Below are 26,848 nucleotides of genomic sequence, written 5' to 3'. Positions count from 1 at the left end.
GGATCCTTTCGGCAGCGGCAAGGCATCGTCAGCAGATATTCAGGTAAAAAGGCTGGCCGTTAAGCCGGCTGAAAACAGCAGGAGTACCGCGCAAGTGCACCGGCGCACGAGCACCGGCAACGCTTCTTGTGCTTCAATCACAAGCTTGCCGAGTGCAAGCCAAAGCATCGAGGCTGCCGCGACAACGAAGGTGATGGTCACAAGATAGGGGATTTGAGTCGAGACGCCCGCAGGGGGGACCATGGCCAACCCGAGGATAATCGCTTTCGGATTGAGCAGCGTCGTTATCAGGACTTGATGCGCCGAGATGTCGGCGGCCGAAACCGAACCGGGGGCGAACCACAACCGAAAGGCAAGATATAAAACCCAGGCCGCAGAGACCAGTTTGAGGTCATCGGCGATCTGCGGATGGGAATGCAGGTAGGCTCCGGCAAAGACTGCAAGCGAAGCCGCCACCATCAGATAAGCGGCGACCACTATGGCTGCGAGAATTGCAAGATCCCGCACTCCCCGCCGGTGGGCGGCAAGCGCAAGCAGGGTATTGGTCGGGCCGGGCATTGCAAGAAGCGCAAAGGCGCCGGCAGCCATCGAAAGTTGGGTCATGCTTTCGCCGTTAATCTGATCGAGCCTTTTTGATAGCATGGGGGGAAGGCAACGCTTTGACGAAAGTCAAGACCTTGCCCGACCTATGGAACTTTCCAGCCGTTTTGCTATTGTGGTCTCAGGCGTTACGGATTTTGCGCCATGCCCCAGCTCATTCGGTTTATCATCACCAGAATAGCCATCGGCTTCCTCATCGGGAGCGTCGTGGGTTCGATTGTCTGGACAACAAGATTTGCGGATTCAGCGGCCTCGCTTGGCCTGGTAGAGAGCTATGTGGCCCAGGGCCTCTTCATTTTCTTGTTTGGCGACACGATCGCACTTGGATACCTCAGCACGGCGCTGATGATGGAATCGGAATAACCTGCGACAGCGCCGAGGCGCTTGATGATTTTGATCTTCCTCAAAGACACCGTTCCGTATTGCGACGATATTGATCTGCCGGCATATCCAATGTCGTAAGAGCGCCCTCGAGCGCTTGTTCATCGAGCAAGAGGTATTACGATGTCTTTGAAATTCGTTACAGCCTTCCTGCGCTCTTCCGGCGAAAATGCGATGGTCATCCTTGAGCAGGCCGGAAGAAATCAAATCGCCGTCGTCGACAAGCAGGCGCTTCTCGACGTCGCCTCTCCGCCGCGTGCGGATGAGACGCGGCTGCAGGAAAACATCGAGCTCTTCTGCGACATCGCCCGCGCAAAGCATCGCGTCAAGAATGTTGCGTCTGACGGCCGTATCTATATTTCTGCTGGCGATGTCTTCGAGTGGAGATCAGGTCCTTGCCACCGGCACTGACTTTCGCTGTTAGCCCTCCAACCGCTCAGCGTCCCTCCGCGGTATTCCTAGCTGAGACAAGCCGCAGGTTATGTGGCCGGTTGCCAATGCGAGGCCCTTGCGAGCGGGAGGAAACGAGTGCCGGAGATGATGGCCAATGCCGGCGCCAGCCTCGCACATCGTCTGCGGTGATAACGATGACGTCCTGATTGACGATCGGGGTCTCCATGCGATTGGAGGCAATCTCGCAGAAGGTCCTGACGTGCTCGAGGAAACGCGCCTCGCTGGCGCGCGGCGGGGAGGCGACGTTCAATATGGCACGGCGCGTCACCAAGACGGTTCGGCATTGTGAACCGACCTGCAAAATGATGCATCCCGACTTCTCGTGCGCGTCCAATCCGGCTGCTACGATGCCATACTTCATGACCGCTGGTTCCCTCTTTGCAGTGCGCAACATCCATTCACGACCGTCGGCCGCCCGTGCCTTCTTTGAATATCGTCGTGCAGCTTATTCGCGAAGGCACGATTGGCATGTGACAGCGAACGGGACCGCTTCAAGACGCGCTTCCGAAATCGGCGACCCACACTTTACGCAAATGCCGAAGGTTCCGTTTTCCAGGCGCTGCAGGGCGGCGTTGATCGCGCGCACCTCTTCCTGCCCCGCACGTCCAAAGCCCTCCAGCACTTCGTTGTTTTCGAGCTCGACGGCACGGTCCTCGTCGTCGGCATCCTTTCGCCGCCCCAGATCGCTATCGACGAGATGCAGGCGCCGGTTCAGATCTTCCAATCGGCCCCGCAAAATCTTTCCAAATTTCTCTTTTTGCATCCTGGTTCTCCAGACTCTTCCTCTCCGATCATAGCTAGGGCGATTTCGGACGAGTCGTCTTGATCTGCGTCAATATCTCGAAAACACAGGTGTTGAGGCGGCGACAAAGGTGCGGCATCAGAGACCGATCATGTCGGCAAAACACCATGCCGAAGGAGCGCGGCAGTCCTCGAACGCATCGATGAAACACACCACCTCAGGTTCTCTTCGGCGCATGGTTCCCGGTCGTTCGGGACGCTCGCGTTTGCGACCGCAAGATCACTGGCGTGGGCTATCGCATGCAGGAATTGCGATCCCACCTGCGCCTGCATGGCCAGATCATCAAACAGCAGCGCGGCCTCATCGATGACCCCACCGTCGGAACCCGTCGACACCTCGCCGAAATCGCGCAGCAATTCGGTAAGCTTTATGATCTTGTCCCTTTGCCTGACGGCAGCTTTCAGCAGTTCCTCGGTGGCGACCGCCTTTTCCCGGCGCTCAAGACCCTCAAGCACGTCATCGACCACATCACGGCATCGGCAATCCAGAGCGCTCGTTCGAATAATCGCGCGAATCTGGTGGATGACAGCCTGGACATTGGCTGCGGCAAGAATGGAATTGGAATCGCTCATTTGGGCACTCCCATCGTAGCATTGCGGTTGTGGGCGACCCATTCGGCGCCGGCGTGACCATGGTGAAAGCCATTCGACAAGGATACGGCCGGATAGGCCGTTCGCAGGCGAAGCGCCGCCTCGTCCGGATCGATCTTGTCTTTCGTCAGATCGAGGAAGATTTCGGAGACTTCGACCATATCGCAGACCTGCGGCGACAGTCGCAGAGCCGACACACCGAGCGCCTTGAGATCTTCATCCGTTTGCAAGAGCGCCTGGCAGGTATAGGAAAGGGTTTGAACGCCATTCAGCGCAAGAAACGGCTGGTTCGACATCGTCTTTACGGTCAAGCCATCAGGCTCCTCGCCACAGACGAACTGACAATTGTCCTTGATCCGGCCTTTCGCCCGTGCATGCGCGCAGCGCGCCGACACGGCAAGCGGAAGACGGCCGAACGCGAAAAGCTCGAAGGCGAGATCCGGACAATCTGCGGCGACCGCCTTGACGGACGTGGCCGGCAATTCCGGCGGCAGGCATATTGTCGATGCTCCGTTTTTTGCAAGGAATCGCGCCGCCGCGCCGTTGTAGATATTCACTAGAGGCCCGACGGCATGGTTGCGGCCCTTGAGCAAATTGAGTGCCGACAGGTCGTTGGCTTCGATGACGTGGCCGCCGTCATGGATGAGATCGCGCTGATATTGGCTTTCGCGATCGAGCGTGATGAGGGCAAGTGTTGAAAGCCTGATGGACTTGCCCGCCGCTTCCAGCCGATCAACGACATCCGCAAAAACCGGTTCGGTGATGTGCAGCCGTTTCGAGCAAACCGTTTCCCCGATGACCACCGTTTCGAGCGGCGCCTCGTCAGCGATCCGGAAATAGAAATCGCGCCAACGGTCGGCGTCCCAGAGATAATAGACGGGACCGAGAGCAAGCGTCGTGGAGCGATCGGTCACGTTTTTATCTCCACCGTTTCTCAAAGGCGCCATGCGTGGTTTTCTGGCCCTCGCTTAAAGTCCGCAGACGGGCAAGCAGACGGGATCGTTCGGCCGGGGCTGCATCGACCGCAGCGCGAAGCGTCGCTACGACTTCGCCGACATAGGCTTTGCCGCGCTGCCGCCCTTCGATCTTGAGAGCGCAAACGCCCGCGGCCTTCAGCGCATCGATTTCATCCATGACCTCGAGTGACGTGGGGTCCTCGAACGCGTAGCCCTGGCTGTCGGCAATGTTGAAACGGCCTTTGCATAAGGTCGGATATCCCGCAGGCTCGTTGGGCCCGAAGCGGTTGATGGCGAAATTGCCAAGCTCGGAGAGGAGTCCGCCCGTCTCCTGACGGTAGCGCACATGGCTGGCTGGTGAGCAGACGCCTTGCATGTTCGGCGACTTTCCCGTGGCATAGGATGACAGCGAACAACGACCTTCCGCCATGACGCAGAGGCCGCCAAAGACGAAGACCTCGAGTTCGCATTTGATCTTGCGCGCAAGCCGGGCGATATCGGGAATGGTCAGCGTGCGCGGCAGGACGACGCGCGCGGCGTTGAACATTGAGCGCCACGAAGGTGCGGACACCTTTGGTCCGAGCATATGCGATTGATGCGACAAGCTCTTCCCGCGTGAAGTTCAAACCGGGGAAATTGCGGGCATTGGTTTCGTCGCGAAAACCGCAATAGATGGCATCGGCACCCGCGTCGACGGCTTCCCTGAATGCTGCCGGCGTACCTGCGGGACAGATCAGTTCCATGAGAGCCCCTCCGACGTCAGGGCCTGCTTGCGGAGCGAAACCATCAATGACTTCAGCATCGGGCGAAGAGGTCCGGCGGCCTTGGCGATCATTTCGGTGACGTCGATATCGCAGTCATCGAGTGCGTTTCGAAGGGCAAGGACGCTTTCCATATCGCCCGTTACCGTCAGGCGGCGCGAAAAGAACACCGCATCGCCATCAACGCGCCCCTCCGCCAGCGCCAGCAGGAGCGCTAGCGGGCCTTCGACAGTCGCATCTGCCGCAATAGTGTGGCGCTTTCGGAACGCTTTTATCGTCGTGCGGGCCGGATCGACCAGAAAGCAAAAGGGCAAATCCGTCGGAACAAACGCAAATCGCGTTTCCTTGAAGGCTCCCAGCCGATCTAAGAGTCCTGAATGCCGTTCGAGGATCTGTCTTAACAGGAAAGCCGAGACGCCCTGAACAAGCGGTAAAGGAACCGCGTGCAGGGAAGCCATCAGCCGTGGTCGGAAAAACATGGGCGCGCCTCATTGGTAGCGGGAACCGGTTTAGCCCCGGCTGATCGGTCGGTATTTGCGCCATCTCAAAGACAGGCCGGATTTTTTTGCCGATGGCATGGGGATGAATACACGCGCCTCTGCCGTTGCCACATTTCCAGACCTCCAAAGCTTTGCGCTCGCCCTTGAACGGCGCAACCTGCTCCGGCGTATCAGCGAGCCGGTTTCCCTCGTCCACGAGATGGCCGATATCCACCGGAGGTCCATCGAAGAAAACGGTCCGGCCTTGCTGTTCGAGACGCCGATCGATGCGTCCGGCCGGACGAAGGACATTCCTGTTCTCGTCAATCTCTTCGGCACCAGGGAAAGGATTGAGCTCGGCTTCGGGCTCCAGGCCGGAGGTCTGGCTAACCTCGGCGATATGCTGGGCGAATTGCATCGGCCGACACCGCCGAAGAGTATTCGGGAGGCCTGGGACAAGCTGCCGCTTGTGCAAAGGGCGATGTCGATGCGGCCCAAGCGCCGGGCAAGGTCGCCGGCGCAGGTGATGATACGCACGGCAGAGGAGGTGGATCTTTCGCTGCTTCCGATCCAATGGTGCTGGCCGTGCGAGCCGGCACCGCTCGTCACCTGGCCGATGGTGATCACGTGCTGCCCGGACGATCCGTCCGATATCAATGTCGGAATATACCGGATGCAGGTGCGTGATCAACGCTCACTCATTATGCGCTGGCTGGATCATCGCGGCGGAGCGAAACATCATCGAGCCTGGCAGCGCAAAGGCTTGGACATGCCGGTCACGATCGCAATCGGTGCGGACCCCGTCAGTATTCTTTCGGCGGTCATGCCCCTTCCGGAAGGCGTGAGCGAGATCAATTTTGCAGGCCTCCTGCGATCTGCGAGGACAGAGGTGACCCCTGCCTTGACAGTCCCGATGCCAATTCCAACCAATGCGGAGATTATTCTCGAGGGCACGGTGTCGGCCACGGCGCGAGCGCCCGAGGGGCCCTACGGCGATCACACAGGTTATTACAACAGCGTCGAGCCTTTCCCGGTGATGACCGTCTCGGCCATGACAAGCCGAAGAAAACCCTTCTATCTCTCCACGTTCACCGGCCGCCCGCCCGATGAGCCGTCGCGATTGGGAGAGGTGATGGCCGACCTTTTCGTCCCGATCGTCAAGCGGCAGTTTCCGGAAATATGCGATTTGTGGCTGCCGTCGGAGGCCTGTTCGTATCGAGCGATCGTTGTTTCGATCGACAAGCGTTACCCGGGCCAGGCCAAGAGAATCATGATGGGTCTCTGGTCGATGCTGCCGCAGTTCAACTACACGAAGCTCATCATCGTGGTAGACCCCGACATCAACGTCCGCAATTGGGCCGCCGTCATCTGGGCTCTGTCAACACGATTTGACGCTGGCCGCGATCTGACGGTCATCGAAAACACGCCGATCGACTATCTTGATTTTGCCTCCCCGAGGCCTGGTTTGGGCACCAAGATGGGCTGTGACGCGACCAACAAGATCGGATCGGAGACCGAGCGTGACTGGGGGCGTGTCTTGTCGATGCCGCCTGACGTTTCGGCCCGCGCCGATGCTATCTGGGAAAGGGCGAAGCGTGATTTATGACCCCCAGACGGCGCCACGCGTGGTGTTGTCGATCACCGGCGCTTCGGGCGCCATTTTTGGTGTTGCAATCGCCGACAAGCTTATTGCGCTCGGCATCCACGTTCATCTCGTCGTCTCGGAAGCGGGGCAGCGCACGCTTGCCCATGAGATCGGCGCGGGTGCCTATGGCAAGCTTCTGCTCAAGGTGCGCAAGGTCTATGATGCCGCCGACATCGGAGCGGCCATCGCCAGCGGCTCGTTTCCCGTCCATGGCATGATCGTCGCGCCGTGCTCGATGCGGACACTGGCGGGGATCGCCGCCGGCCTCTCCGACAACTTGATCATACGTGCAGCCGACGTGCAGCTCAAAGAGCGGAGGAGACTGGTTCTGTTGGCGCGCGAAACACCGCTTCAACTCGGTCACCTGCGCAACATGGTCACTGTCACCGAATGCGGCGGCATCATCATGCCGCCGGTTCCGGCCTTCTATCAGAAGCCGGAGACGGTCGCAGATGTCGTGATCACACTGCATCACGAGCGATCGACCAGCTGGCATTGCCCATCCGGCCACTTGCGCAGAGCTGGCACGGAGAACGGTCTGCCGGCGCCGGCTTCGTTCAACCAAGCAGGGAAAGCGGATCGGCCCCAAACAAATAGCTGTGGCCGGCCATCAGCAACCACGCCGTCAATGCAGCTGTTGCCAATGCGGCTGCGCCGAGACGCATGTCAAATCGCGGTCTCACGTTCCCTGTCAAGATGCCGAGCAGCGGTACATTTGATGTGCCTGCCGCAACCACGGCCCAGCCGGCGCCAAGGCGGCGCCGGGCGCGTTTTTCCGCCATAGGAACACTTCCGATGGCAAAGAGCGCAAATCCGCCGAAAAGCAGCAATGAGCGAAGGTCACCGTTGACGATCACGTGTCCGACGGCCCAGAGAAAAAAGCCCCATAGGACTGGATGCCGTGTGATGCTGGCAACCGCCCCGAGCGTCGATCCACGCGCCAACGAGATCGACAAGGGATTGTTGCTCATGAGTCCGGCGATCACCAGAAAAATGCCCAGCGGGGCGAAGACGAAAGGCATGATCGCCTGCCAAGGCTGAAATTCCCAAAGCGGGATGTAGTCCAGCATCAACGCGGCACGAAAGACCCAGGCGAGGACCGCGGTTGAGACAATGGAATAGATGACGAAGTAGGCCGGCCTTCCAACGACGCCGATAATGCGCGAGCGTAGAGCCGGGATCGCCGGGATCGAATGCAGCGCGATGAAGACTGCGAAGGCGGCTGCGAGTTCCTGCACGTTCAACCCTCAATTTGATGTCGATCCGCTCCTGTATCTTCTCTTCGGACATCGCTTCATTGCGAAATCTCAAACGCGGTCGCCTGGCTTCGTATTGCTCTGGTACAAAGGTGCGATTGACGGAGACCTTCTTGATCACGATGATCGACGAGGCCCGCTGCCTGCTTGGTGGTGCGGCTGGCGTGTTATCGCTCTACCTCGCGCACAGCATCGCCGGGCGCAACAATCGTCGTCTGTTGCAAGACTTAGGGCCCCAGTACCCCGATTGCTGCGCGGCGTGGGCGCTTTTTTATCGGCTGACGGGGCAACCAGAGCTACGGCCGGTCCGCAATCGTCGTCACATTATCGACAATGGTCGCCGAGCCTCTGAGACTCTCTGCAAGAACTTTTATGGCCTTGCGATGGAGCTCCGTCTCGACGGTGCCCGTGAGTATGACGTTGCCATCTTCGACGGCCACGGCAATTTGCTCCGGGGAAAGGTTCAGATCGCTCTTCAGCCGGGTCGCGACCGCAAGGCGCAACGCCTCCTCGCCGCGGGGGATGCGATCGGGCAGCCCTGCAACGACCGCCTTAAGCAGGTCGCGGCGGCTGACAATCCCGATAACTCTGTCGCCCACGACGACCGGCACGCGCTTGATCGAATGGAGCGCCATGAGCCCGGCGATCTCGCCGAGAGACGCCGAGGGCCTCACGGCGACGACATCTGTGGTCATGACGTCTTCGACCCGCCAGCTATTACTGTGCACATAGTCACGAAGCGCATCAACCGTGCCTGCATCGGCGGCCGCCCTTAGGTCCAGTTCCTTTCGGCGCAGCATGTCGCCTTCGGTAATAATGCCACGCAGGCTTCCATCGTCACCGACGACCGGCAGCCCGCTGACACCGGCGGCGATCATGATTTCGATAGCCTTGCGAATGCTGGCCGTCACGCTGAGCGAAGTCACGGTCCTCGTCATGATGTCCTTGGCTTGCATGGCGGCTCCTTGCGTTCAATGCTTCCAGCGGGTTTGCCAGAGACGCAACTTACCTCAGCGCGCCAACAGCAAATTGATCAGGATCAAGGATCCGGCTTTTCCGGCGGCAGGCGCTGATGAAGGAATTCTGATGTGATCCACGCGCGGGCGAGGGCAGTCGGGGAGCGACGTCTATTCACGGCCGCCGTCTGCCAGAATCACCAGCTTCCGGTAGTCGCAGACGAGCAGCTTTTGACGGCCGCCTTCGACGAGGCCTTTGGCTTCCCAGGCGCTCAGAATTCTTGAAACCGTGTGCAGCGTCGTTCCCGTCATTTCGGCGATATCCTGGCGAGAAATCGGAAAGTCGATACGAATGCCGTCGCCCTCCTGCTTTCCTGCCTGCTTGGAAAGCCTTAGGACAGCGTGGGCAACGCGTCGTTCCACTTCCTCTGTCGACATTTCGCGGATGCGCGTATGGGCCTCTTCAAGCCGCTGGCCGATGGTTTGCATCGCGGTTACCGCCAGGCGCGGATTTTGCTCGACAAATTGCGGCCATAGATCGGTCGGCCAAGAAAGCGTCAGGCTCTCGGCGGCAGCAATCGCGGTGCCTGGATAGTCGGAACGCTGCAAGGCTCTGGCAAAACCGAACAAATCGCCCGGGTGAACGACCCGGACGATGATCTGCTGGCCATCTGCCGTAACTTGTGTGACCTTCAATCTGCCATGCAGGAGCAGGAAGAACGATTTGGCAGGCGCACCTTGCTCGAAAACCGCATCACCCTGCGCGACGCGCCGCGAAACCGCGTGCTCCACCATCGCGTCGAGATCGGCATCCGTCATTCGATCGAACAAGGGCAGTGATTTCAATACGGCGCGGTCAATTTTCATGCCGGAGGTCCTTCATCGGCGGGAACGGCGTTTATCGAAAAGGCAATCAAGCCGATCATGCGCCCGACCCAGTCTTTCGCTGCCTCGAAAGAATTTGGCTGGCGAACGAGCCGGAAACCAAGATTGTCCGGCGGGCTGCCCACAGAGCAGCCACCTCCTTTTGGAATGCGGACAAAACTGCTCATTGGTGCCCGATGTTTGCCGGAGGCAATCAGGATACCGCAGCGTGATGGATCAGCCTGCGGGGCGGCCGCTTGAACGCCGATATCAATACGCTTGCTGCAACTGCGCGTCCATTCCCAAATGTTGCCGGCAAAGTCAGCCAAGCCGTACTCGCTGACGCCAAACGAACCTCGGATTTGGGGGCGGGGATTCTTGGAGGCCGAACGGCGCGCCTCGCGCTCGTAGTCTGCGAGCCAACGTTTGGCGGGATTTTTGTCATCGCTTGAAACGCCGAGGGCGTCGTCTGGAAAGCGGCTTCCGGCGGCAAAGGCCAGTTGCTGATCCGTCGGCAGCACCCATGAGGCTCCGGTCTGCTCGGAAAGCCATGCCGCATAGCGCACGGCATCCTCATAGCTGACGCCAATAACAGGCGTGTCGCCCGGCGCGGCCGGCTCTTCGCTCTCCGCTGCAGAGCAGGCCTTATCTTGGACGCAGCGATCATACTCAGCGTGCAAGACCTGATACTTCATGATCGTCAGCGGGTTTTCGATCGCAACGATTAACCGCGGCGGATCGACGGCAATCCCGGCGCGGAAGTATTCTGCATGATCCCGGTAATCGAATGACCTGGGCGCTACTGTAATCACATCAGGGCCTGCGACCGAATGCTGAGGGCTGCGCCAGGCGATGACACCGGACTGAACAGCGACCGCAGCCAGCATGATCGCCAACAGCGCGAGCGGTATGGCGATGGAAATCCCCGAAACCTGGTCATCGACTTCGTCTAGTATCACAGCCGCTACGCGTTTGAAGACGCCTCACATTGAGTTTTAGCGAGCGGGCCAACGGCTTGGCCCGCGCGTCGGTTGGACTGCCCAGATCAGCTGCCCGACGGCGACTTGACCGCGGTCATCAGATCATCGTTCCAATCGCCGGTGACCTTGAAATGAGCCGCAGCGCCAAGCTCGAACGCCTCGATCAGGTTGTGATTGACATAGGCATAGATGCCAGGCTGCTCGAAAGTGTAGTAGGCAGCGCCGGCTGTGCCGCCGGGAATGAACCAGGTCTCCTGATCCCGGTCGGGCACATTGACGAACTTGCCCGTGGCCCAGACATATTCGCCGTGACCGCCGATCAAGTGCGGCCGGGTGTCACGATTGGCTTGCGAGTGAACGATCAGAACGCGCTCGCCGACTGCAGCCGTCAGGGCATTGTCGCCGGTGAGCGCGCCAACGGCGCCGTTGAAGACGACGTGCGTCGGGGTCAAGGTGCGCATGACGGCAACGGTGTCTTCATAGGCTTCTCCGGGGCTGTCATATTTCTTGAACTCGCCCCTTTCGTCGCGCGGGATGTAAAAATCCTGCTCACCGACGTAATAGACCTTGTCGTAGACAAGTTCCTTGCCATGGCCGTCTGTCAGGCCTTCACGCGGCAGCACCATGATCGCGCCGTTCATGCCCGACGTGACGTGCCAAGGCACCATACCGGGAGGGGCGCAATGATAGACGAAGACGCCGGCCTTGGTGGCCTTGAAGCGAAATACGGTGCTCTCGCCAGGATTGACGATTGAAATCGCACCGCCACCGAGTGCGCCGGTTGCCGAATGGAAGTCGATGTTGTGCTGCATCGTGTTCGTCTCGGGATTGACGAGCGTAACTTCGACGTAGTCGTCTTGATGCACGACGATGAGCGGGCCAGGGACAGATCCGTCAAAAGTCATGGCGTTGACTTCGGTGCCCTTGCTGTCGATCACGAGCTTCTTTTCTTCGATCGTCAGCGTGACTTCGATGACTTTCGGTCCGCCTTCTGCCTTCTGCGCATGTGCGTGGACGAAAGGTGGCTTCTCGAGCTCCAGTCTCTGGCGTGGAAGGGCTGCGATGTCGGCGGCGCTCAGCTTCTTGGCGGTGGCGGGAGAGGCGTTCGCCGCCGCCGATGCGAGAATGGGGGTCAGCGCTCCGGCGACAGCAGCGCCCGTCAGCATCGTGCGCCGGGTCATTTGCAACGTATTTGTCATCATTCTTCTCCTGAAGTCGAAGACGGAGCGAAGGCCGCCCGGTCACAAGATTTCTAGAAGAACGGTGCGGAATCTCTTTGATTTGGAGCAAATTCGGACTTTGTGGGAGCACAAAGTCGGGACGTTGCTCTTTGCGTATTGTCAACGACTGCTTCGGCCGATGCGACCATTACTGGCTGGTCAACTCGGAGATCTTAACCATGCAAAACACGTCAGCAGCCGAACCGGCCACGCGCATTCCAAGAGGAATGTGGACGTCCGGGTCGGTGCTCTTTTCATACGGCTTCCGGCCCTTCTTCCTCGGCGCTGCCGTCTGGTCCATTCTCTGCATCGGGCTCTGGGCAGCGTTTCTCTCGTTGGGACGGGCGATCGCGCTCGACTACGGACCGACCAATTGGCATGCCCATGAAATGCTCTTCGGGTTTGCCTCGGCGGTCCTTGCTGGCTTCCTGCTGACGGCGGTACCGAATTGGACCGGCCGCTTGCCGGTTTCAGGCCGGCCGCTTGTTGTTCTTTTTGGGCTCTGGACCTTCGGGCGTGCAGCCGTCCTTGTGTCGGACACGATCGGCGTACTGTCCGCCGCCGTTATCGACAGCCTTTTTCTGCCGGCAATGCTGATCATCTGCGCCCGTGAAGTGATCGCCGGCCGGAAGTGGAAGGACTTGAAAGTTATAGGCGGCCTTGCAGCGCTATCGGCGGCAAACATCTGCTTCCACATTCTGGCCATCGAAGGTGTCAGGCCGGAACTCCCGATCAGGCTGGCTCTTGGTGCTTACGTGGCTTTGATCACGATTGTCGGCGGACGGATCCTTCCAAGCTTTACCCGCAACTGGCTCAATCAGTTCGGCCGAACCGACTTTCCCGTCCCCTACAATCACTTCGACGCGACGGTGATCATCGTCGGTGTCGTCGCGCTCGCCTGCTGGACAATCGCCCCAACGTCAGTCGCAACGGGTGGTCTGAGCGCCCTAGCTGCGGTTCTCAATCTCATTCGGCTTTACCGCTGGCGCGGATGGACGACCCGCCGGGAGCCCATTCTTTCGGTGCTTCACGTCGCCTATCTCTTCATACCCTTGGGGTTCGGGACAATCGCGTTCGGATCGATAGGTCTTGATCAGACATCAATCCTGCATACGCTCGCAATCGGCGTGGTGGCTCTCATGATGCTCGCGGTAATGACGCGTGCAACGCGGGGGCACACGGGCCGCAAGCTCAAGGCGAGCGCTCTGACGACTGCATCCTATGTCGTCCTTGCAATCGTTGCCGTCGTCAGGCCAGCAGCCGAACTTGTGCCGGCATACACCTATGAAATCCTGATGATCGCAGCGCTCGGATGGATAGTGGCCTTCGGATTGTTCTTGGCCGAACACGCGCCCTTTCTTTGCCGGACGACAAAATCCTTGCGCTGACACAATAGGCCGGAACATCATACCCGATGCTCCGGCCTCTCAATATATAAGATCGGGCGTTCAAGCCCGGCCTTCAATGCTGTTGTTCACGCCACAAGCCTGCCGATCATATCCGGCGACCACGGCGGCTCGTAGACCAAATCAACGGTTATCCGCCCGATGCCCGGGATCGTGCCGAGGCGTTCGCGGACGGCATCCGCAATGAAAGCCGAAGCAGGACAGGCGCGTGTGGTAGTCGTCATGACGATGCGTACGGCTGCGTCCGGCTGGATCTCGACCTGATAGATCAAACCCAGCTCGACGATGTCGGTCCCAATCTCGGGATCGTGAATAGTCCGCAAGGCGAGCAGAACGACGGAATCGGTGATCGGTTGAGGCGTCGTCATGCGACTCTCGCCGACGGGTTGACGCGGATCATGATGCGATAGGTCGAGCCGCTCGCGTCGAAGTTACCGGCCCATTCATGGCCGCGCCTCTTCAGTTCATTGAACAGGAAGACCGGTTCACGGGCGAGGAGCGCAAAAAGGACTTCGCCCGGCTTCATCGTCTCGAGGCGGGCGAGGATCCGCTCCATGGGCTCGGGAGGCGCCAGATCCGTTAGATCGAGATTCCATTCCGGTTCCGGCCAGGCATCTGATGCCGGAGTATCGATATCGTCGGTCGCTGGTGCGGTGGCCGCTGCCTGCGGTGTGAACAGGATTTCCCAATTGTCCTCCGCAAGTTTCGTGCTGCGGTGACTATATCCCCGCTCGCTCAGCTGGCGAATGAGGGGAACAGGCTCGAAGATCACGCGGAGACGGAGACTTTCATCCGGATGCAGCGACTGGACTGTTTCCATGATGACCTGGAACGGCATGCCGCCGTCCTTCAGGAGTTGCCTGACATCGAGTTCTCGAACTGGCGACATTGTCGTTACCTTTCTGAATTGATTTTGGCGATCAACAGAGCTGGTTGATGGAAGGGGCTGCTTTTGGCGACGGCATCGACATGGGCAAGGATACGAACCTGGAACAATTCGAAGCTCAGGCCTGCAGAACATATCAGTTGAGCAAAGGCCGATATCTGAAATCCCGCGTCGGTGTTTACTGCGATCGATGCAGCGGCTGAAACGACCGCAAGGTAAAATCCGCCGAGCCAGAACGATGCGCGCCGCTCCTTGATCAGGTCTTGCAGCCGTGGCGTCGGGCGCCGGCCGAGCAGGGGACCGAAGGCTTCGAGCCAGGTTAGGAAGGGGACGATCTTCAGCAACTGTGCCAGACCAAGCCCAGTTAGCCAACCGAAGACGAAGAGATAGACGATTGCGGCACGAATACCTTCACCCGCATTGAGCGGCATGGAAATGACGAGTGCTGCCATCGACAGCGCCAGCAGCACAAATGCCGGAACGGAACCGATGCTGTTGAGCTCCAGCGTTTTGCGGCGTCTCGTGCGGTAGATGCTGCGCATTTCGGTCGCGTAGATTGCAATCGTTCCCAAGAACACGACAGCCGAAATGAAGCTGAGAGGCTCAATCACGTCCCGACGCGAAAACAGGCAGAACAGGGCGATGCTGAGCATCAGAATCGTGGAAGCGCCGCCCGCCAGCACCATCTGTGTTCGTAAGGTATCGGGTGACAGCAGGAACATGCTCATGAGTTTGTAGCTGACGCCGATGGCGGCAAGACTCATCCATCCTCCGAGCCCGAAACTGGCATGCAGCGGCACGGCGCCCAGCGCAAGATCGACGATCAGGGGAGCATCTGTTGCTCCCGATAGCACCAGCGCGAAACTAGCGCCCAATAGCACAGTGACGGCCAGGCAAATGATGCCAAGAAGAACAAATGGCGCGGCGGCATGAGCGCTGCGCCCGCGCCACAATCCGGTAAACAGCACGGCACCTATGCCAAGCAGGCCGGCAGCGAGAAGTGCGGTCGCGACCGGCATTGTCAAGCCGGCCGCTGACGATCCGTTCTTGATCGCGGCAAACCCGCAAATCAGCGCCGCAAGGCCGGCAACGATGGCGATGAGGGCGGGCAGGTTGAAACGTTCCGTAGCCAGCCCCACCCCCGTCAATACGGGTGCAAATTGCAACAATGCACCGATCATCAAAAGGCCGAGCCAGCCGATCGTCACGCAATGCACGATGATGAGCGTGATGGGATCACCGATGTCGACGGAGGGTCTCCAAAGACCCGCCGCGAGCATGCCCTCCGCCATAAGCAGAAAGAGCAGCGCTGCAGCGAAATAGGACATTGTCCATCGCGAGAGTGTTGCACCAGGGATCATCGACGCTGCCCGATTAACGCCGGTCAGTGGCTGCCGCAGCAGCAGTCACATCCCGATTCGAGTCGGGCGATCTCCACACGCCATACCTCAGGTCCTTGCTCTAGATATTCCCAGGCGAACTTGCCGGGATATCCGGTTTCGAGTTGATAGTGCAGCGGCCGGGGATCATGGTCGCTGGCAATCAGCAGCGAACCGCCTGGCGCAAGCGCATTGAGGGTATTGAAAATGCGCGGATGCCGTTCAGCCGGCGCCAGCGTGCGCACATCGATCAATGGCTTCTTGCTTTCAGTGATCGTCGCTTCAGTCATGGATTGGAACCTTTATGGGCCGCAGGCGAATGAACTCCGGGTCAAACCGCAGCCGTGATTTGCCGGATGGTCAAAAGCCTAATGGCAATTGCGGCAACGCAATTTGACTGTAAGCAAACAATTTCCTGGATTCTCGAAAATGCGCTGGCATCGTCATTGACCTATGACAAGGACAGCATCGCGCAGCGCCTTCAAAGTCGCCAAAACGTCTTATGAAGGAACGCATCATGTCTCATCCCCTCGTCGAGAAATATGGCGAAGCGCGGCTGCCGCGCTACACGAGTTACCCGACCGCGCCTGCCTTTTCTTCCGCGATCGGTGCGGGTACCTACGGGGATTGGCTGGCAGAGCTCGACAACAGGCACTCGGTCTCGCTCTATCTTCATATCCCTTTTTGCCGGTCGATGTGCTGGTATTGCGGGTGTCACACCACGATCACCAAGCAGGACCGGCCGATCCTCGACTATCTGGATGTTCTCCGTCAGGAGATCGCCCTGGTCGCGTCGAGGGCGAAGCAACCGCTGCTCGTCCAGAATGTGCATTTCGGCGGCGGCACGCCGACGATCATGCGGCCGAAGGAGTTCGTGGATTTGATGAAGCATCTGAGGAACGCCTTCAAATTGAGGTCGGGAGCGGAAATCGCCGTAGAGATCGATCCGCGTACACTCGCCAGAGAAATGGTCGGCGCGCTCGCTGAGGGCGGCGTTTGTCGTGCAAGCCTTGGGGTCCAAAGTTTCGATCCCGTCGTCCAGGCGGCCATCAACCGCAACCAGACTTTCGAGCAGACGGAGGCCGCCGTGCAGCAATTGCGAAAGGCGGGTATCGGCGGCATCAACTTCGACCTGATCTATGGCCTGCCACATCAGACGGTCGCATCTTGTATCGATACCGTGCAGAAGGCGGTCCGGTTGCGCCCCGATCGCTTTGCGGTCTTCGGCTATGCGCACATTCCGGCCTTCAAGAAGCACCAGCGCCTTATCGATGAGGCGACCTTGCCGAATGCAGAAGAGCGCAACGCTCAGGCCGAAGCGACCGCAGAAGCGCTGGTCGAGGCCGGCTACGTGCGGGTCGGCCTTGATCACTTCGCCCTGCCCGAAGATGAACTTTCGATGGCCAGTGCGCGCGGGGATCTGAGGCGGAACTTTCAAGGCTACACGACGGATACGTGCGAGACTCTGATTGGGCTCGGGGCGTCCGCGATCGGTAAGCTCCCGGCGGGTTATGTCCAAAATGAAGTCGCCCCCGGAGCCTACGCGCAACGGATTGCGTCCGGAAGCCTGGCGACCGTGAAGGGATACCATTTGACTGGGCAGGATCGGTTCCGCGCTGCAATCATCGAGCGGCTGATGTGTGATTTCGCCGTCGACCTCAATCGGCTTGAAGCATCTTTTGGCTATGAAGCCGAGCTGGTTCTTAATGGCAACGACCGGCTGCGTGCACTCGAAAGCGATGGCGTCGTAACAGTCCGCGACGGGCTCATCACCGTGCGCAAGGATCTCAGGTTCATGATCAGGGCGGTGGCGGCAGCCTTCGACGCCTATATCGGCGCATCCGGCCGTACCCATAGCAAAGCAGCTTGAAGGGGTGGAGAGACCCGAAGCCGCCCCAGCCGGTCGGGTCTCTCCTTCGGAGCTGGCACCCCTCAGCAAACCAGCCCGCGATAAATGGCCGGCAAAGCGGCCGGCAGCTTGGTGATGTCCGAAACGAGAGCGAATCCGCCTCTTCCGAAAATGGCGGGAAGATAATCCTGGGCATTGCGGTCAATCGTCACTGCGAAAACGGAAAGCCCCAACACCCGTGCCTCGCCGACAGCGCGCCGGCTGTCCTCCAGCGCGAATCGACCTTCATAATGGTCGACATCGTTGGGTTTTCCGTCTGTGAGTATCAGCAGCAGCTTCTTGCGACTGCTTTGCCTGGAGAGCTCCGCCGTCATATGGCGGATCGCCGCTCCCATGCGTGTGTAGTAGCCGGGCCGCATTGCGCTGATGCGCGAGACCGTTCGGAATGAAAAAGCTTCGTGGAAGGCTTTCACCGTTTCGATGCGCACCCAGGAGCGCCGCCGCGACGTGAAAGTGCTGATGGCGAAGTTGTCGCCGCAGGCGTCGAGCCCACGGGCGAAAACGTCGAGCGCCTGTTTTTCGACGTCGAGAACACGGCGATTGTCAACCCAGGAATCCGTTGATAGCGAAACGTCGACAAGGATCGACGTCGCAAGTTCATGGGCCATCGGCCGCGTGGCCTGATAGATGCGATCGTCGGGCTGTCCCGTCGCCAGGAAATCCGTCCGGGACCGAACCACCGCTTCGAGGTCGAGTTCATTGCCATCAAGCTGCGCTCTGAGGAGCTCCCGGCGGGGCCGCAATGTCTCGAATTGCCGCTTTACCTTGCGCACGAGCATATCATCGACGGCTGGCGCGGACGATGGAAGGGGCTCTTCCATCGATGTGACGACGACACGGCAATAGTCTTCCAGATAGGACTGCTTGCGGTAATTCCATTCGGGATAAGTCAATTCGGCTTCGATCCGGCTCGGATCGACGGCCTCCGGGGATAGGTCGAGGTCAAAGTGAAACCGTGATTTCGGACGGTCCTTCGTTTCGCTGAGCGACATCTCGTCCAGTTCGTTGGCGGCTTTTGCCTCATCATCGTCGCGGTCATCGGTCGGCCGGTCGACATTGACCATCTCGGCCATCGCAAGGATCTTCTCGAACCGGTTGAGAATGAACGGATCCCGCTTGCGGTCGTCGCGATCCTGCTTCCGGGTCGCTGCATGCGCCTGACGATCATTGGAGCCAACGTCGCCTTTCGAGGGAAGATCCTCGCGTTCGGTCGCGGCGATTTCGGACTTCGCCACAAAGTCCGGCCACAGGGGAACAGGCAGTATCGGCAGGTATCCCGCCGGCGCCCGCGAAGCCGATGGCATCGCATTTTCCGGCAACGAGTGACCAAGGGGATAGGTCAACGCCAGACGGACGAACGCCTCTACCTGGCTCTCGACGCCCGGCAGTCGGCCGCGGCTTCGCGCCGCAAGCACGCCCTGGCACAGGCGGTGGTAGCGCGAGCGCATTCCGGGAAACGATCTGACCACGCGCGCGGCGATGCTGCGGCCAAGCGCGATCTTGTGCAGGTCGAGGAGCAAGGGATCGGCAGGCGAGGGCACAGCCTCGCCCATCACCGCCATGTAGGCGGCCGTCCAGAAATAGAGGTCGCGGTTTAAGCCCTTGTCGGCAAAAAGGTCGATCTGGGCCGGCAGCATGATGGCCGACTCGTCACGCCGGGGTTGATCGCTCCGCTCTTCGCCAAGCCCGATGACCTGGCGCAGTTTCAGCCGGTGCAGCGATGTCTGTGGGCGCACCGTCTGTAATTGAACCGTTGCCTCTCCTCCGAACGCCCGGAAGCACACGCCCAGCGGCGCCTCCAGATCACTCAAGGCAACCGCGTGATCCGGGAAGCGCGGCCATGAACGTGTGTCACCCACCCACCGGTGCCAGGCCCGACCGACGGCCTCTTCAAGTTCGAGAAATTCCAGCATGTCCGTTCCTTCAAGCGACGACGGCGTTTGCGACCTCGATCAGGGCTGCCTTGACGTCGGGCTCGTCGGTCAACGGTTCGATCAATGCGGAGCGCACGGCATCGCGCACCTGCAGACCGCTATCGATGAGGCTGGCGCAATAGACGAGCAAACGCGTCGACACGCCTTCTTCAAGATCGTGTCCCTTGAGCGCGCGCAACCGCCGTGCGAGCTCGACCAGCGGCGCCACACGGGCTTCATCCAGCCCGCTTTCGGACGAGACCACGGCGATCTCCTGGTTCTTCGGCAGAAAGTCGAACTCGATTGCAACGAAGCGTTGGCGGGTACTGGGCTTCAGCGCCTTCATCAGGTTCTGGTAGCCGGGATTGTAAGACACGACGATCATGAAGTCCCGATGGGCCTGAAGAAGTTCGCCGGTCCGCTCAAGCGGCAGGATTCGCCTGTCGTCGGTGAGAGGATGCAGGACAACGGCGACATCCTTCCTGGCTTCGACAATCTCGTCGAGATAGCAAAGCCCGCCGTCGCGCACGGATCGCGTCAGCGGTCCATCCACCCAGACGGTGTCGCCGCCCTTGAGGAGATAGCGGCCGGTCAAATCCGCGGCGGTCAAATCGTCGTGGCAGGAAACGGTCGACAACGGCAGGCCGAGCCGCGCGGCCATATGATGGACGAACCGCGTCTTGCCGCATCCTGTCGGCCCCTTGAGCAGCAGCGGCAGTTGCCGCGTCCAGGCGCTCTCAAAGAGGATGCATTCGTTGCCGGATGGAACATAGGCTGGAATATCCGGCGGCAGAGGCAGCGGCTTGGTGAGGGCGATCGTCATGGCGAACTCCAATCTAAGGGGAGGGAGCCCGCCTATTCGGCGGGCTGTGCTGCGCTATTTGCGGCGGCGCGCTGCCGCCCGGGCACGAAGAGCGCCCACAGGAACATCAGCGCCGAGAGGAGGACGAAGACCCCTGAACCCAAACGGATCCAGTAGAACATCGCCAATTGGTCCTGCACGTCCATGTAGCCCTCGCCAAGGACGCGCTGCAGATGAACCTGGAGAACGCCGGCGAAGGTCAGTGCAAAGGTCATGACCGACATCGCCGTGCACATGATCCAGAAGCTGACTATCGAAAGTATCTGGTTATACGGGCTGCGGCCGCGTATTTCCGGTACTGCGTAGGCCATGACGGCGAGATTCAGCATCACATAGGCACCGAAGAAGGCGAGGTGGCCGTGGGCTGCAGTGACCTGGGTTCCATGGGTGTAGTAATTGACGGAGGAAAGGGTGTGCAGGAAGCCCCAGACGCCAGCTCCGAAGAAGGCCATGACCGAGCAGCCGATTGACCAGAGAAGTGCTGCGCGGTTCGGATGCTTGCGGCCGGCCCTCCAGGTCATCAAGAAGGTGAAGATGACCATGGTGAAGAAGGGCGCAACTTCAAGCGTCGAGAAGAGCGAGCCGATCCACTGCCAATAGCCCGGAGCGCCGATCCAGTAGAAGTGATGGCCGGTGCCGAGAATGCCCGAGAACAGGGCAAGGCCGACGATGACATAGAGCCACTTCTCGACCACTTCGCGGTCGATGCCGTTCAGCTTGATCATTAGGAAGGCAAGAACCGAAGCCATGATGAGCTCCCAGACACCTTCCACCCACAGATGGACGACGTACCACCAGTACATCTTGTCGAGTGCCAGGTTTGCCGGGTTATAAAAGGCGAACAGGAAGAAGATTGCGACACCCCACAGGCCGAAGATCAGGATGTTCGTGACGACCGTCTTGCGCCCTTTCAATACCGTCATGGTGATATTGAACAGGAACATGAGGCAGACGACGACGATCCCGACCTTGATGACGAACGGCTGTTCCAGGAACTCGCGGCCCTCGTGTATCTTGAAGAGGTATCCGACGACGGCGACCGCCGCTGCCGCTAAGAAGATCCAGAACTGGGCGATGGCGAGTTTCGGGCTGAAGAGCTCCGTCTCCGCCTCTTCCGGCAGGAGATAATAGGTGGCACCCATGAAGCCGATAAGCAGCCAGACGATCAGCGCATTGGTGTGCACCATGCGCACGATGTTGAAGGGAAGGAGTTCCGACAGCGTGTTCGGCAGGACGTAGATGGTACCTGCAAGCACGCCGAATAGGACCTGGGCGACGAAGAGGCCGAGCGCGCCGTAGAAATACAGCATCGCGACCTTCTGGGTTTGATATTTCATGATGATTCCTTCCCCTGAGATCAACCGGCGTCGTTCGGCGGCCAGTTCTGGGTCTTGATCTTGCTGGTCCACTCCAGGAAGTCTGCGAGATCGTCGAGTTCCTGTTCGGTCAGATCGAATTGCGGCATCTGCCGTCTGCCTTCGATCCCCGTCGGCTGGGCGGCCATCCAGGCCTTCAGCGTGGAGCGGGCGGTACCCGGGTCGGTATCTCCCCCCCAGCGCTTCCACACATTGCCGAGTTCCGGCGCGAAATAGGCGCCTTCACCCAGAAGCGTGTGGCAGTTGATACAGGAGTTCTTCTCCCAGACGTGCTTACCGCGCGCGACAGAGTCGGTCAGTGTGGTCTCGTCGGTGGAGGAGGTGCGCATATAATAGTGGCTGTGGGCCGTCAGCCCGACAAAGATCGTGAAGAAGAATATAGACCCGCCGTAAAAGACGTTCCGGGCCCCGGTTTTTGTTAGGCGTTCTGCCATCGATCATCCTTTCATCGTCGAGGGGCGCAAACGCCGCAGCTCGGCCGTTGAGCCGTCTGGCTCCTGAGCGTCAGCATCTAAAGGATCGATCGAAACCGTCTTTGCTATCGCGCAAATAAAATCCAAAGCGGCGTTAGCCGGTACCGGCGGCTAAGAGTGCAATCAGCTTGAGGCATGCCATCGTCAGCACAAGCGCCGCCCAGGCAACGACAGACGGAACGAGCGGACTTGCCCGCCCACGCAGATGCAGGAATTCCAGCAGAACGAGCCGCACTTTCATGAGCCCTACCGGTGCGGCGGCTATGATGAGGACACCCGGTCCAGCGACCGCATGTGCGAAATAGGCGATTGCAGATGTCAGGGCAGTCAGGGCGATCAGATACACAAGCGCACGATCGGCGAGCTTCTCGGACGTCATATCGCGTAAACCACCGGAAACATGACCAGCCAAACGATGTCTATGACATGCCAGAGTGTCGTGATGATCGCGACGTTCTCGCGCCCCGGCCGGCAAGCGACGACGATGAGCACCAGCGACCCGAAAATTACATGAACGAGATGAAAGCCGGTTGTCAGGAAATAGAGCTGGTTGAAGGTCTCGAGCCGCTCATCCGACAGGTGCGGCAGCTCTCGCAGATATTCGGCGATCTTGACGGCAGTGAACGCAAAACCGCCAGCTGCGGCACCCACCAATGCCGTTCGCTGCTTCGGCGCGCCGGTAGGGTAGCAAGCGGCTTTCGCGGCGCACCAGCCGCTGGAAAGCAGGATGACGGTGTTTAGCAGCGGATACCATAGAGCGAGATGACCACGTCCCTCGGCGAAGGCGGCTGGCTGGACGTAACCGGCGACCAGGAAGGCACTCAGGAGAGCGCCGAAGGCGACGAGTTCGCTCCATCCAAGCACCCATGCCAGGAGCATGTCATTGTCCTCAGATGCAGGGTGCACACGGCCGTTTTGCATTTCCGTCCATTTTTCTGGTTTCAGCCGACTTATTCCCTCAGCGGCAACAGCTCTTTGATCCAGAGCAAAGATTTTTGCGGCCTTCAGCGCTAGGTCACTGGTTGTTTGGAGACGCAAAATGACAGACGCACAGATCGGCCTATCGGTGGCCACCCCGGTCATCATCCTTTTTGCCATTACGCTGAACCGCATGGGCGTCCTGCAACGCGGCGCGACGCTTGCGGCAGTGTTTGCCGCCGGTGTGATCGCGGCCAGCCTGTTCTTGCAGAGATGATGGAAACGCAGCCATGAACATGATGCCGAAAACAGGTGACTTTGCTGAGCTCGAAGAGAATTATCGCGAGCTACTGTCATGGTGCAGTGTTCTGGAGGCTGTCGCCGACTTTCTCCCATGCCGCATTGACGAGCGGGTCTGCGAAGGAATCTGCTCGCGCCTGCTTCCCGTTTTGGAGACGACGCAGGCGCTGGAAGAAAGTCTGGTGTTTCCGCAAATGGAAAGCTGCTTCGGTCATGAAACTGCAGCCGATGCGATCGCTAGGCGTCGCGACGATCATCACTGGGACCGCAACGCTGCCCAGGAGATCGTCATCACACTCGGCGAGTTGAAGGCGGGCGGCTCAAGGCTATCGTGGAATTCGATCGGTTACATGCTGCGCTCGTTCTTCTGCTGCATGCGGCGCCATATCGTGGCTGAGCAGGAGGTGCTGAGAATGCTCAAGAAGGCGAAACTCGCCCGGTAAATAGGCTTTGGCCTATCCCCTGCAAGAAGAAGAGGCTGTCGTCACCGCCGAATTTCGGGAACAGTGATAAATCCGTCCAGATGAACTGCTTTGAAGTCCGATATCAGGATATCGACCGTCACTGCCCAACGCCCGCTGCGGACGAAGGGGATGCCATTGACCATCCAGCTGTGGTCGGCTTCCGGAACGGCCTTGAACTTCAACGGCTCTATTCCCTGTTCCGGGTTTGAAAGCCGCAGACCAACCTCCTTTACGGCCATCACACGCTGCCCCTGGTCTATGACCGAGATCGACGCCGAGCCGGTGCCGGCCGATTGAATGGCGATCTCCAGCTGCGCCATTGCGCTCGAAGAATGCAAGTGCGCCTGCAATCTCGCCGGTTGGCTCGCCAATGCAGCACGCGGCGGCTCGGTAAAACGCCACCCGGCGACAGCAGCAAAGATCGCCACCACGATGACGACTTCAGCAGAAACAGAGCGGCGCAACTTCAGACGCGCGCGCTCGTCGCCCCGAATGGCCGGAGCCGTGAGCCAGAATCGATTGAGGCAGGCCAAGGCGAGCAATGTCATGACGAACAGAAGCTTGATCGTCAAAATCAGGCCGTAGGATGACGTCCACAAGGACGACAGTTTTGGAACCTGCAGGCCGATGACGACCGCGCCTGAGACAATGAGGGCGGTAAGCGGAAGCGGGATGAGGCGGGAAAAGACCTCTAGGGCTCCTTCTTCCTTGCGATGCGCGCCCAGGCAGCGTTTCAGCAGAACCGGCAGGCTGCCGACCCAGAACATCGATGAGCCACTGTGAATGAAGATTGCCGAACGCGCCAGCCATCTCGGTTCGGCGGTGCTTGCATGGCCGGTCGAAGAAAAGGCAGCGGCCGCGGCAAGCAACGCCATCAATCCGATCCAACGGCGGCCATCTCCACGCGGGCGCATCCGCCAGGCGAGGCAAAAAGCTGTGACGCCAAAGGTTATCGAGACGCCGTAACCGCCATGGAAGGCGAAAACCAACGGAGCAAGCTGAGGTCTCGCCACAAAGGGAAGACCAAGTTCATCAAGGCCCTGCAGGTAGGCGGAGCCGACAAGGAGCGCGAGGCCCACCGGCGCCCAGTTGCGGCTGAGACTGGAGCTAGAAGCCGTGTCCTTCAGGCAAGTCTCGAAAAAAGCGCCCCCGACTGCGAAAGAAAAGCAGAGATAAAGTAGCCAACGCGTCATCCAGATCGACCAGTGCAGGACAGCCGGTTTCGGTTCCATCACAGTTGACGGCGAGGGGCTCGGCGCCCCCATCGAGAAGGCGATCGTGCCGGCAACCGGATGGCCATCTTCGGAGACGACGCGGAAACTGAAGAGGTAGGTACCAAGCGCCTCGAGATTGGGATCGGAAACAACAATCTTTGTACCGTCGGCTGCCGCCTGAAACGATCGGCTGCTCCCGTCTGGTGTACTTGCGGTCAGAGCGAGCGGAGCAACGGCTTCGTTGAACTCGAGAACGATAGCGCCCGGTGGTGCCGCGATCACGGCCCCTTGGGCGGGTGTCGATCTGACGAGGGAGGCGTGGGCAAATGCGGCGACCGGCTCGAGCAGCGTTATCAGGATAGCGAGAGTCGCAAGCCAAAGAAATGCACCCAGAGGGATGGAGGAACGCGCCACATTCCGGTTTCGCAACTCAGCCATGGCGGTTCCTCGATCGCTCTGTCTCAAGAGCGCGGCTGTGCGACGACTTCGAAGAAGGGAGCCGGCGTCTCGTAATCGTCCGAGGTCTTGCCAGCGGCGGGGATATCGATCCACCGCTCGACGGCACCTTCCGGACACTCCTGGACGACCGGGATGTAGACCCTGGTGCCGGGAGCGAGCTCGTTGGCAACGACGCCGCGGAATACGAACTCGTCATACTCGTCGTCGGCAAGATTACCTCCGGACCAGACGAGTTCGGTAACGCCTTCGGCTACCGGCTTGCCATAAAGCTCGTATGCTCTTGCATATTTTCCCGTGGCCTTTTCGATCGTCCAGCCGGATTTCGGCATGGGCTTGACCGAGAGAATGCCTTCCGGAATTTGCACGCGGATCTTGGTCGTAGGCTTGCCGTCGCAACCATGTCCGACGCGCAGGATCGCCTTATAGGCCTTGCCGGCGGGGGTTTCCGCCTTTTCAAGCGTCACATGGGCACTGGCGGAAGCTGCGCCTGCAACGCAAAGGCCAAGTGCGATGATGGTTGTTTTCAGCACTGTCGTTCTCCTGGGTCTGATTGCCGCTGGAAGCCCGCCTGCCGCTGGGCCGTGAAAGCCCAGCGCAGGGCATTTCAAGCGATAAGCTGATTATTGGGTGATCTTGGCGATGTCCGCATCGAGGCGCTTGCGGACCATGTTCGGGAGTTTAGCGGTCTTGACGGCCTCAAGATTTGCCGGCGCATCGCCGACCTGGACCAGCGCAACCATCCCCATGGCGACGTGCGGCGTGCACTTGATTACATAGGCGCCGGGCGCATCGAACTTGATCTGAACCTGCTCGCTTGGCTTCGACTTGAATGCAGCTGCGCCCTCTGGAATCAGACCTTTGAAGGACTCGACATTGTGAGACTTGTCAGTCGGGACAAAAGTGATGGTGTCGCCAGGGGCGACCTTAGTGAAGCTCGGCTCAAACACCATGGCACCGGCGGCGCCCTTGTTGAGCATCTTCACTTCGTGGTCGGCTGCCATCAGCGGCATGGTGGTAGCAGCAAGCACGGCCGTCGCGGCAAGAAGGCCTGCAAATATCGAACGCATTTCATATCTCCTAGTTGAATGACGGCTGAACTGGCCGTCGCTGATGTGATACGCGCGTTAACCGGGTGCTTCTTTGACGTTGGTCAAATAGAGCCATCAACATTCCAAAGAGACGATTGCCGAGGCTCGTTGAACGTGAGGGGAAAGGACGCTTGCAATGCTGAAGGCCGTGAGCCTCTCGGTGTGCCGCATCTGGACGGCAATGACCAAGCATCGTGCGTCACGATCGCTGGGGCAGTAGATCGTCAGTTGCTTGTGGATTCTGGGCGCTGACGAGCA

General features: G+C 59.5%; 31 protein-coding genes and 2 pseudogenes. 8 read left to right on the top strand and 25 right to left on the bottom strand.

Translation table 11 applies throughout. The features are described 5' to 3' along the window. Nucleotides 1-39: 39 nt before the first annotated feature. Entirely contained in the window at nt 40-603 is a 564-nt protein-coding gene (locus RGR602_RS33440) for a hypothetical protein (RefSeq protein ID WP_040116707.1), read from the bottom strand. A gap of 141 nt (nt 604-744) precedes the next feature. Between RGR602_RS33440 and RGR602_RS33435 the strand changes: the two genes are divergently transcribed. Together RGR602_RS33435 and RGR602_RS33430 are read left to right on the top strand one after the other, a co-directional pair. Beyond that, nucleotides 745-963 carry a hypothetical protein gene (locus RGR602_RS33435; protein WP_040116196.1) on the top strand — a complete coding sequence of 73 codons (219 nt, stop codon included), beginning with the start codon at nt 745-747 and terminating at the stop codon, nt 961-963. A gap of 141 nt (nt 964-1,104) precedes the next feature. Beyond that, nucleotides 1,105-1,392 (top strand): hypothetical protein, encoded by a 288-nt coding sequence (locus tag RGR602_RS33430; RefSeq protein ID WP_040116195.1) that lies wholly within the window; start codon nt 1,105-1,107, stop codon nt 1,390-1,392. A gap of 25 nt (nt 1,393-1,417) precedes the next feature. On the opposite strand, the gene RGR602_RS36755 is transcribed toward RGR602_RS33430, so the two are convergent. From RGR602_RS36755 to ubiT, 6 genes and pseudogenes are all read right to left on the bottom strand, one after another. Then, nucleotides 1,418-1,795: a hypothetical protein gene (locus tag RGR602_RS36755; protein ID WP_203226223.1), complete on the bottom strand. Its 378-nt coding sequence runs from the start codon at nt 1,793-1,795 to the stop codon at nt 1,418-1,420. A gap of 84 nt (nt 1,796-1,879) precedes the next feature. Continuing rightward, nucleotides 1,880-2,197 carry a TraR/DksA family transcriptional regulator gene (locus RGR602_RS33420; RefSeq protein WP_040116193.1) on the bottom strand — a complete coding sequence of 106 codons (318 nt, stop codon included), beginning with the start codon at nt 2,195-2,197 and terminating at the stop codon, nt 1,880-1,882. Between the two features lie 128 nt (nt 2,198-2,325). Next, the gene (locus RGR602_RS33415) at nt 2,326-2,808 is read right to left on the bottom strand and encodes a hypothetical protein (protein ID WP_052451882.1); all 483 of its coding nucleotides are present in this window, start codon (nt 2,806-2,808) and stop codon (nt 2,326-2,328) included. Continuing rightward, the gene (gene ubiV / locus RGR602_RS33410; protein WP_040116192.1) at nt 2,805-3,740 is read right to left on the bottom strand and encodes a ubiquinone anaerobic biosynthesis protein UbiV; all 936 of its coding nucleotides are present in this window, start codon (nt 3,738-3,740) and stop codon (nt 2,805-2,807) included. The genes RGR602_RS33415 and ubiV overlap by 4 nt, the downstream gene beginning before the upstream one ends. A 4-nt stretch (nt 3,741-3,744) precedes the next feature. After that, a pseudogene (locus tag RGR602_RS33405) lies at nt 3,745-4,525 on the bottom strand (peptidase U32 family protein). Continuing rightward, a complete protein-coding gene (gene ubiT, locus RGR602_RS33400) occupies nt 4,516-5,022 on the bottom strand; it encodes a ubiquinone anaerobic biosynthesis accessory factor UbiT (RefSeq protein ID WP_040116191.1) in 507 nt (168 codons plus the stop codon). Before ubiT ends, RGR602_RS33405 begins: the two are co-directional and overlap by 10 nt. A gap of 103 nt (nt 5,023-5,125) precedes the next feature. Here ubiT and RGR602_RS33395 point away from each other — a divergent pair, with 103 nt between their 5' ends. Then, the gene (locus tag RGR602_RS33395; RefSeq protein WP_040116705.1) at nt 5,126-6,628 is read left to right on the top strand and encodes a UbiD family decarboxylase; all 1,503 of its coding nucleotides are present in this window, start codon (nt 5,126-5,128) and stop codon (nt 6,626-6,628) included. Beyond that, a pseudogene (locus tag RGR602_RS36750) lies at nt 6,594-7,264 on the top strand (UbiX family flavin prenyltransferase). Before RGR602_RS33395 ends, RGR602_RS36750 begins: the two are co-directional and overlap by 35 nt. Here the strand turns inward: RGR602_RS36750 and RGR602_RS33385 are convergent. The 5 genes from RGR602_RS33385 to nirK all read right to left on the bottom strand — a co-directional run bounded on the left by RGR602_RS33385 (nt 7,225) and on the right by nirK (nt 11,922). Beyond that, complete coding sequence (locus tag RGR602_RS33385) at nt 7,225-7,905, bottom strand: NnrU family protein (RefSeq protein WP_040116704.1); 681 nt, start codon at nt 7,903-7,905, stop codon at nt 7,225-7,227. The pseudogene RGR602_RS36750 and the gene RGR602_RS33385 sit on opposite strands and share 40 nt — an antisense overlap. 314 nt (nt 7,906-8,219) lie before the next feature. Then, nucleotides 8,220-8,879 (bottom strand): CBS domain-containing protein, encoded by a 660-nt coding sequence (locus RGR602_RS33380; RefSeq protein ID WP_040116189.1) that lies wholly within the window; start codon nt 8,877-8,879, stop codon nt 8,220-8,222. A gap of 171 nt (nt 8,880-9,050) precedes the next feature. Continuing rightward, a complete protein-coding gene (locus RGR602_RS33375) occupies nt 9,051-9,746 on the bottom strand; it encodes a Crp/Fnr family transcriptional regulator (RefSeq protein WP_040116188.1) in 696 nt (231 codons plus the stop codon). After that, nucleotides 9,743-10,630, bottom strand: a complete 888-nt coding sequence (locus RGR602_RS33370; protein WP_082046779.1) for an SUMF1/EgtB/PvdO family nonheme iron enzyme — start codon at nt 10,628-10,630, stop codon at nt 9,743-9,745. The genes RGR602_RS33375 and RGR602_RS33370 overlap by 4 nt, the downstream gene beginning before the upstream one ends. Nucleotides 10,631-10,788: 158 nt before the next feature. After that, entirely contained in the window at nt 10,789-11,922 is a 1,134-nt protein-coding gene (gene nirK, locus RGR602_RS33365) for a copper-containing nitrite reductase (protein WP_040116702.1), read from the bottom strand. Nucleotides 11,923-12,122: 200 nt separating this feature from the next. Between nirK and RGR602_RS33360 the strand changes: the two genes are divergently transcribed. Next, the gene (locus RGR602_RS33360; protein ID WP_040116187.1) at nt 12,123-13,331 is read left to right on the top strand and encodes an NnrS family protein; all 1,209 of its coding nucleotides are present in this window, start codon (nt 12,123-12,125) and stop codon (nt 13,329-13,331) included. Nucleotides 13,332-13,417: 86 nt separating this feature from the next. Here the strand turns inward: RGR602_RS33360 and RGR602_RS33355 are convergent, their stop codons facing one another. Genes RGR602_RS33355 through RGR602_RS33340 form a run of 4 tightly spaced genes read right to left on the bottom strand, consistent with a single transcriptional unit; the run spans nt 13,418 to nt 15,904 of the window. After that, complete coding sequence (locus RGR602_RS33355; protein ID WP_040116186.1) at nt 13,418-13,717, bottom strand: metal-sulfur cluster assembly factor; 300 nt, start codon at nt 13,715-13,717, stop codon at nt 13,418-13,420. Continuing rightward, the gene (locus tag RGR602_RS33350; RefSeq protein WP_040116185.1) at nt 13,714-14,238 is read right to left on the bottom strand and encodes a DUF2249 domain-containing protein; all 525 of its coding nucleotides are present in this window, start codon (nt 14,236-14,238) and stop codon (nt 13,714-13,716) included. The genes RGR602_RS33355 and RGR602_RS33350 overlap by 4 nt, the downstream gene beginning before the upstream one ends. A gap of 5 nt (nt 14,239-14,243) precedes the next feature. Further along, nucleotides 14,244-15,596, bottom strand: a complete 1,353-nt coding sequence (locus RGR602_RS33345) for a hypothetical protein (protein WP_052451880.1) — start codon at nt 15,594-15,596, stop codon at nt 14,244-14,246. 23 nt (nt 15,597-15,619) lie between these two features. Beyond that, nucleotides 15,620-15,904: a DUF2249 domain-containing protein gene (locus tag RGR602_RS33340; RefSeq protein WP_040116184.1), complete on the bottom strand. Its 285-nt coding sequence runs from the start codon at nt 15,902-15,904 to the stop codon at nt 15,620-15,622. Nucleotides 15,905-16,131: 227 nt separating this feature from the next. Here RGR602_RS33340 and hemN point away from each other — a divergent pair, with 227 nt between their 5' ends. Beyond that, a complete protein-coding gene (hemN, locus tag RGR602_RS33335) occupies nt 16,132-17,484 on the top strand; it encodes an oxygen-independent coproporphyrinogen III oxidase (protein WP_040116700.1) in 1,353 nt (450 codons plus the stop codon). A gap of 62 nt (nt 17,485-17,546) precedes the next feature. Here hemN and RGR602_RS33330 read toward each other — a convergent pair whose 3' ends face one another. The 6 genes from RGR602_RS33330 to RGR602_RS33305 all read right to left on the bottom strand — a co-directional run bounded on the left by RGR602_RS33330 (nt 17,547) and on the right by RGR602_RS33305 (nt 23,026). Continuing rightward, complete coding sequence (locus tag RGR602_RS33330) at nt 17,547-19,436, bottom strand: nitric oxide reductase activation protein NorD (RefSeq protein ID WP_040116183.1); 1,890 nt, start codon at nt 19,434-19,436, stop codon at nt 17,547-17,549. Nucleotides 19,437-19,446: 10 nt separating this feature from the next. Then, nucleotides 19,447-20,259: a CbbQ/NirQ/NorQ/GpvN family protein gene (locus RGR602_RS33325; protein WP_040116182.1), complete on the bottom strand. Its 813-nt coding sequence runs from the start codon at nt 20,257-20,259 to the stop codon at nt 19,447-19,449. A gap of 32 nt (nt 20,260-20,291) precedes the next feature. Next, a complete protein-coding gene (locus RGR602_RS33320; protein ID WP_040116181.1) occupies nt 20,292-21,635 on the bottom strand; it encodes a cbb3-type cytochrome c oxidase subunit I in 1,344 nt (447 codons plus the stop codon). A gap of 20 nt (nt 21,636-21,655) precedes the next feature. Continuing rightward, the gene (locus tag RGR602_RS33315; RefSeq protein ID WP_040116180.1) at nt 21,656-22,108 is read right to left on the bottom strand and encodes a c-type cytochrome; all 453 of its coding nucleotides are present in this window, start codon (nt 22,106-22,108) and stop codon (nt 21,656-21,658) included. Nucleotides 22,109-22,241: 133 nt separating this feature from the next. Beyond that, nucleotides 22,242-22,526, bottom strand: coding sequence for a cytochrome C oxidase subunit IV family protein (locus tag RGR602_RS33310; RefSeq protein ID WP_040116179.1), 285 nt, complete (start codon nt 22,524-22,526; stop codon nt 22,242-22,244). Further along, entirely contained in the window at nt 22,523-23,026 is a 504-nt protein-coding gene (locus RGR602_RS33305) for a cytochrome c oxidase subunit 3 (protein WP_223844098.1), read from the bottom strand. The genes RGR602_RS33310 and RGR602_RS33305 overlap by 4 nt, the downstream gene beginning before the upstream one ends. Nucleotides 23,027-23,186: 160 nt before the next feature. Between RGR602_RS33305 and RGR602_RS37905 the strand changes: the two genes are divergently transcribed. Continuing rightward, nucleotides 23,187-23,342 carry a hypothetical protein gene (locus RGR602_RS37905; RefSeq protein ID WP_170250291.1) on the top strand — a complete coding sequence of 52 codons (156 nt, stop codon included), beginning with the start codon at nt 23,187-23,189 and terminating at the stop codon, nt 23,340-23,342. A 13-nt stretch (nt 23,343-23,355) separates the two neighbouring features. Further along, entirely contained in the window at nt 23,356-23,808 is a 453-nt protein-coding gene (locus tag RGR602_RS33300) for a hemerythrin domain-containing protein (RefSeq protein WP_040116177.1), read from the top strand. Nucleotides 23,809-23,849: 41 nt separating this feature from the next. Here the strand turns inward: RGR602_RS33300 and RGR602_RS33295 are convergent, their stop codons facing one another. The 3 genes from RGR602_RS33295 to RGR602_RS33285 form a co-directional block, all read right to left on the bottom strand. After that, on the bottom strand, nt 23,850-25,481 hold the full coding sequence (locus RGR602_RS33295) for a copper resistance CopC/CopD family protein (protein WP_040116176.1): 1,632 nt from the start codon (nt 25,479-25,481) through the stop codon (nt 23,850-23,852). A 23-nt stretch (nt 25,482-25,504) separates the two neighbouring features. Next, nucleotides 25,505-26,032: a YcnI family copper-binding membrane protein gene (locus RGR602_RS33290; RefSeq protein ID WP_040116175.1), complete on the bottom strand. Its 528-nt coding sequence runs from the start codon at nt 26,030-26,032 to the stop codon at nt 25,505-25,507. A 90-nt stretch (nt 26,033-26,122) separates the two neighbouring features. Next, nucleotides 26,123-26,569, bottom strand: a complete 447-nt coding sequence (locus RGR602_RS33285; protein WP_040116174.1) for a pseudoazurin — start codon at nt 26,567-26,569, stop codon at nt 26,123-26,125. Nucleotides 26,570-26,848: the final 279 nt, after the last annotated feature.

This window comes from Rhizobium gallicum bv. gallicum R602sp, assembly GCF_000816845.1.
Lineage (GTDB): Bacteria > Pseudomonadota > Alphaproteobacteria > Rhizobiales > Rhizobiaceae > Rhizobium > Rhizobium gallicum.
This window is presented reverse-complemented; position numbering and strand designations above follow the sequence as displayed.

Coding starts and splice junctions, on each gene's coding strand:
- RGR602_RS33415 (WP_052451882.1), bottom strand. CDS start 2,808: ATGAGCGATTCCAATTCCATTCTTGCCGCAGCCAATGTCCAGGCTGTC.
- RGR602_RS33295 (WP_040116176.1), bottom strand. CDS start 25,481: ATGGCTGAGTTGCGAAACCGGAATGTGGCGCGTTCCTCCATCCCTCTG.
- RGR602_RS33320 (WP_040116181.1), bottom strand. CDS start 21,635: ATGAAATATCAAACCCAGAAGGTCGCGATGCTGTATTTCTACGGCGCG.
- RGR602_RS33310 (WP_040116179.1), bottom strand. CDS start 22,526: ATGACGTCCGAGAAGCTCGCCGATCGTGCGCTTGTGTATCTGATCGCC.
- RGR602_RS33355 (WP_040116186.1), bottom strand. CDS start 13,717: ATGACGACGCCTCAACCGATCACCGATTCCGTCGTTCTGCTCGCCTTG.
- RGR602_RS37905 (WP_170250291.1), top strand. CDS start 23,187: ATGACAGACGCACAGATCGGCCTATCGGTGGCCACCCCGGTCATCATC.
- RGR602_RS33435 (WP_040116196.1), top strand. CDS start 745: ATGCCCCAGCTCATTCGGTTTATCATCACCAGAATAGCCATCGGCTTC.
- RGR602_RS33305 (WP_223844098.1), bottom strand. CDS start 23,026: ATGCTCCTGGCATGGGTGCTTGGATGGAGCGAACTCGTCGCCTTCGGC.
- RGR602_RS33315 (WP_040116180.1), bottom strand. CDS start 22,108: ATGGCAGAACGCCTAACAAAAACCGGGGCCCGGAACGTCTTTTACGGC.
- RGR602_RS33395 (WP_040116705.1), top strand. CDS start 5,126: ATGAATACACGCGCCTCTGCCGTTGCCACATTTCCAGACCTCCAAAGC.
- RGR602_RS33345 (WP_052451880.1), bottom strand. CDS start 15,596: ATGATCCCTGGTGCAACACTCTCGCGATGGACAATGTCCTATTTCGCT.
- hemN (WP_040116700.1), top strand. CDS start 16,132: ATGTCTCATCCCCTCGTCGAGAAATATGGCGAAGCGCGGCTGCCGCGC.
- RGR602_RS33300 (WP_040116177.1), top strand. CDS start 23,356: ATGAACATGATGCCGAAAACAGGTGACTTTGCTGAGCTCGAAGAGAAT.
- RGR602_RS36755 (WP_203226223.1), bottom strand. CDS start 1,795: ATGAAGTATGGCATCGTAGCAGCCGGATTGGACGCGCACGAGAAGTCG.
- ubiT (WP_040116191.1), bottom strand. CDS start 5,022: ATGTTTTTCCGACCACGGCTGATGGCTTCCCTGCACGCGGTTCCTTTA.
- RGR602_RS33370 (WP_082046779.1), bottom strand. CDS start 10,630: ATGCTGGCTGCGGTCGCTGTTCAGTCCGGTGTCATCGCCTGGCGCAGC.
- RGR602_RS33340 (WP_040116184.1), bottom strand. CDS start 15,904: ATGACTGAAGCGACGATCACTGAAAGCAAGAAGCCATTGATCGATGTG.
- nirK (WP_040116702.1), bottom strand. CDS start 11,922: ATGACAAATACGTTGCAAATGACCCGGCGCACGATGCTGACGGGCGCT.
- RGR602_RS33285 (WP_040116174.1), bottom strand. CDS start 26,569: ATGCGTTCGATATTTGCAGGCCTTCTTGCCGCGACGGCCGTGCTTGCT.
- RGR602_RS33330 (WP_040116183.1), bottom strand. CDS start 19,436: ATGCTGGAATTTCTCGAACTTGAAGAGGCCGTCGGTCGGGCCTGGCAC.
- RGR602_RS33430 (WP_040116195.1), top strand. CDS start 1,105: ATGTCTTTGAAATTCGTTACAGCCTTCCTGCGCTCTTCCGGCGAAAAT.
- RGR602_RS33440 (WP_040116707.1), bottom strand. CDS start 603: ATGACCCAACTTTCGATGGCTGCCGGCGCCTTTGCGCTTCTTGCAATG.
- RGR602_RS33380 (WP_040116189.1), bottom strand. CDS start 8,879: ATGCAAGCCAAGGACATCATGACGAGGACCGTGACTTCGCTCAGCGTG.
- RGR602_RS33360 (WP_040116187.1), top strand. CDS start 12,123: ATGCAAAACACGTCAGCAGCCGAACCGGCCACGCGCATTCCAAGAGGA.
- RGR602_RS33325 (WP_040116182.1), bottom strand. CDS start 20,259: ATGACGATCGCCCTCACCAAGCCGCTGCCTCTGCCGCCGGATATTCCA.
- RGR602_RS33350 (WP_040116185.1), bottom strand. CDS start 14,238: ATGTCGCCAGTTCGAGAACTCGATGTCAGGCAACTCCTGAAGGACGGC.
- RGR602_RS33420 (WP_040116193.1), bottom strand. CDS start 2,197: ATGCAAAAAGAGAAATTTGGAAAGATTTTGCGGGGCCGATTGGAAGAT.
- RGR602_RS33375 (WP_040116188.1), bottom strand. CDS start 9,746: ATGAAAATTGACCGCGCCGTATTGAAATCACTGCCCTTGTTCGATCGA.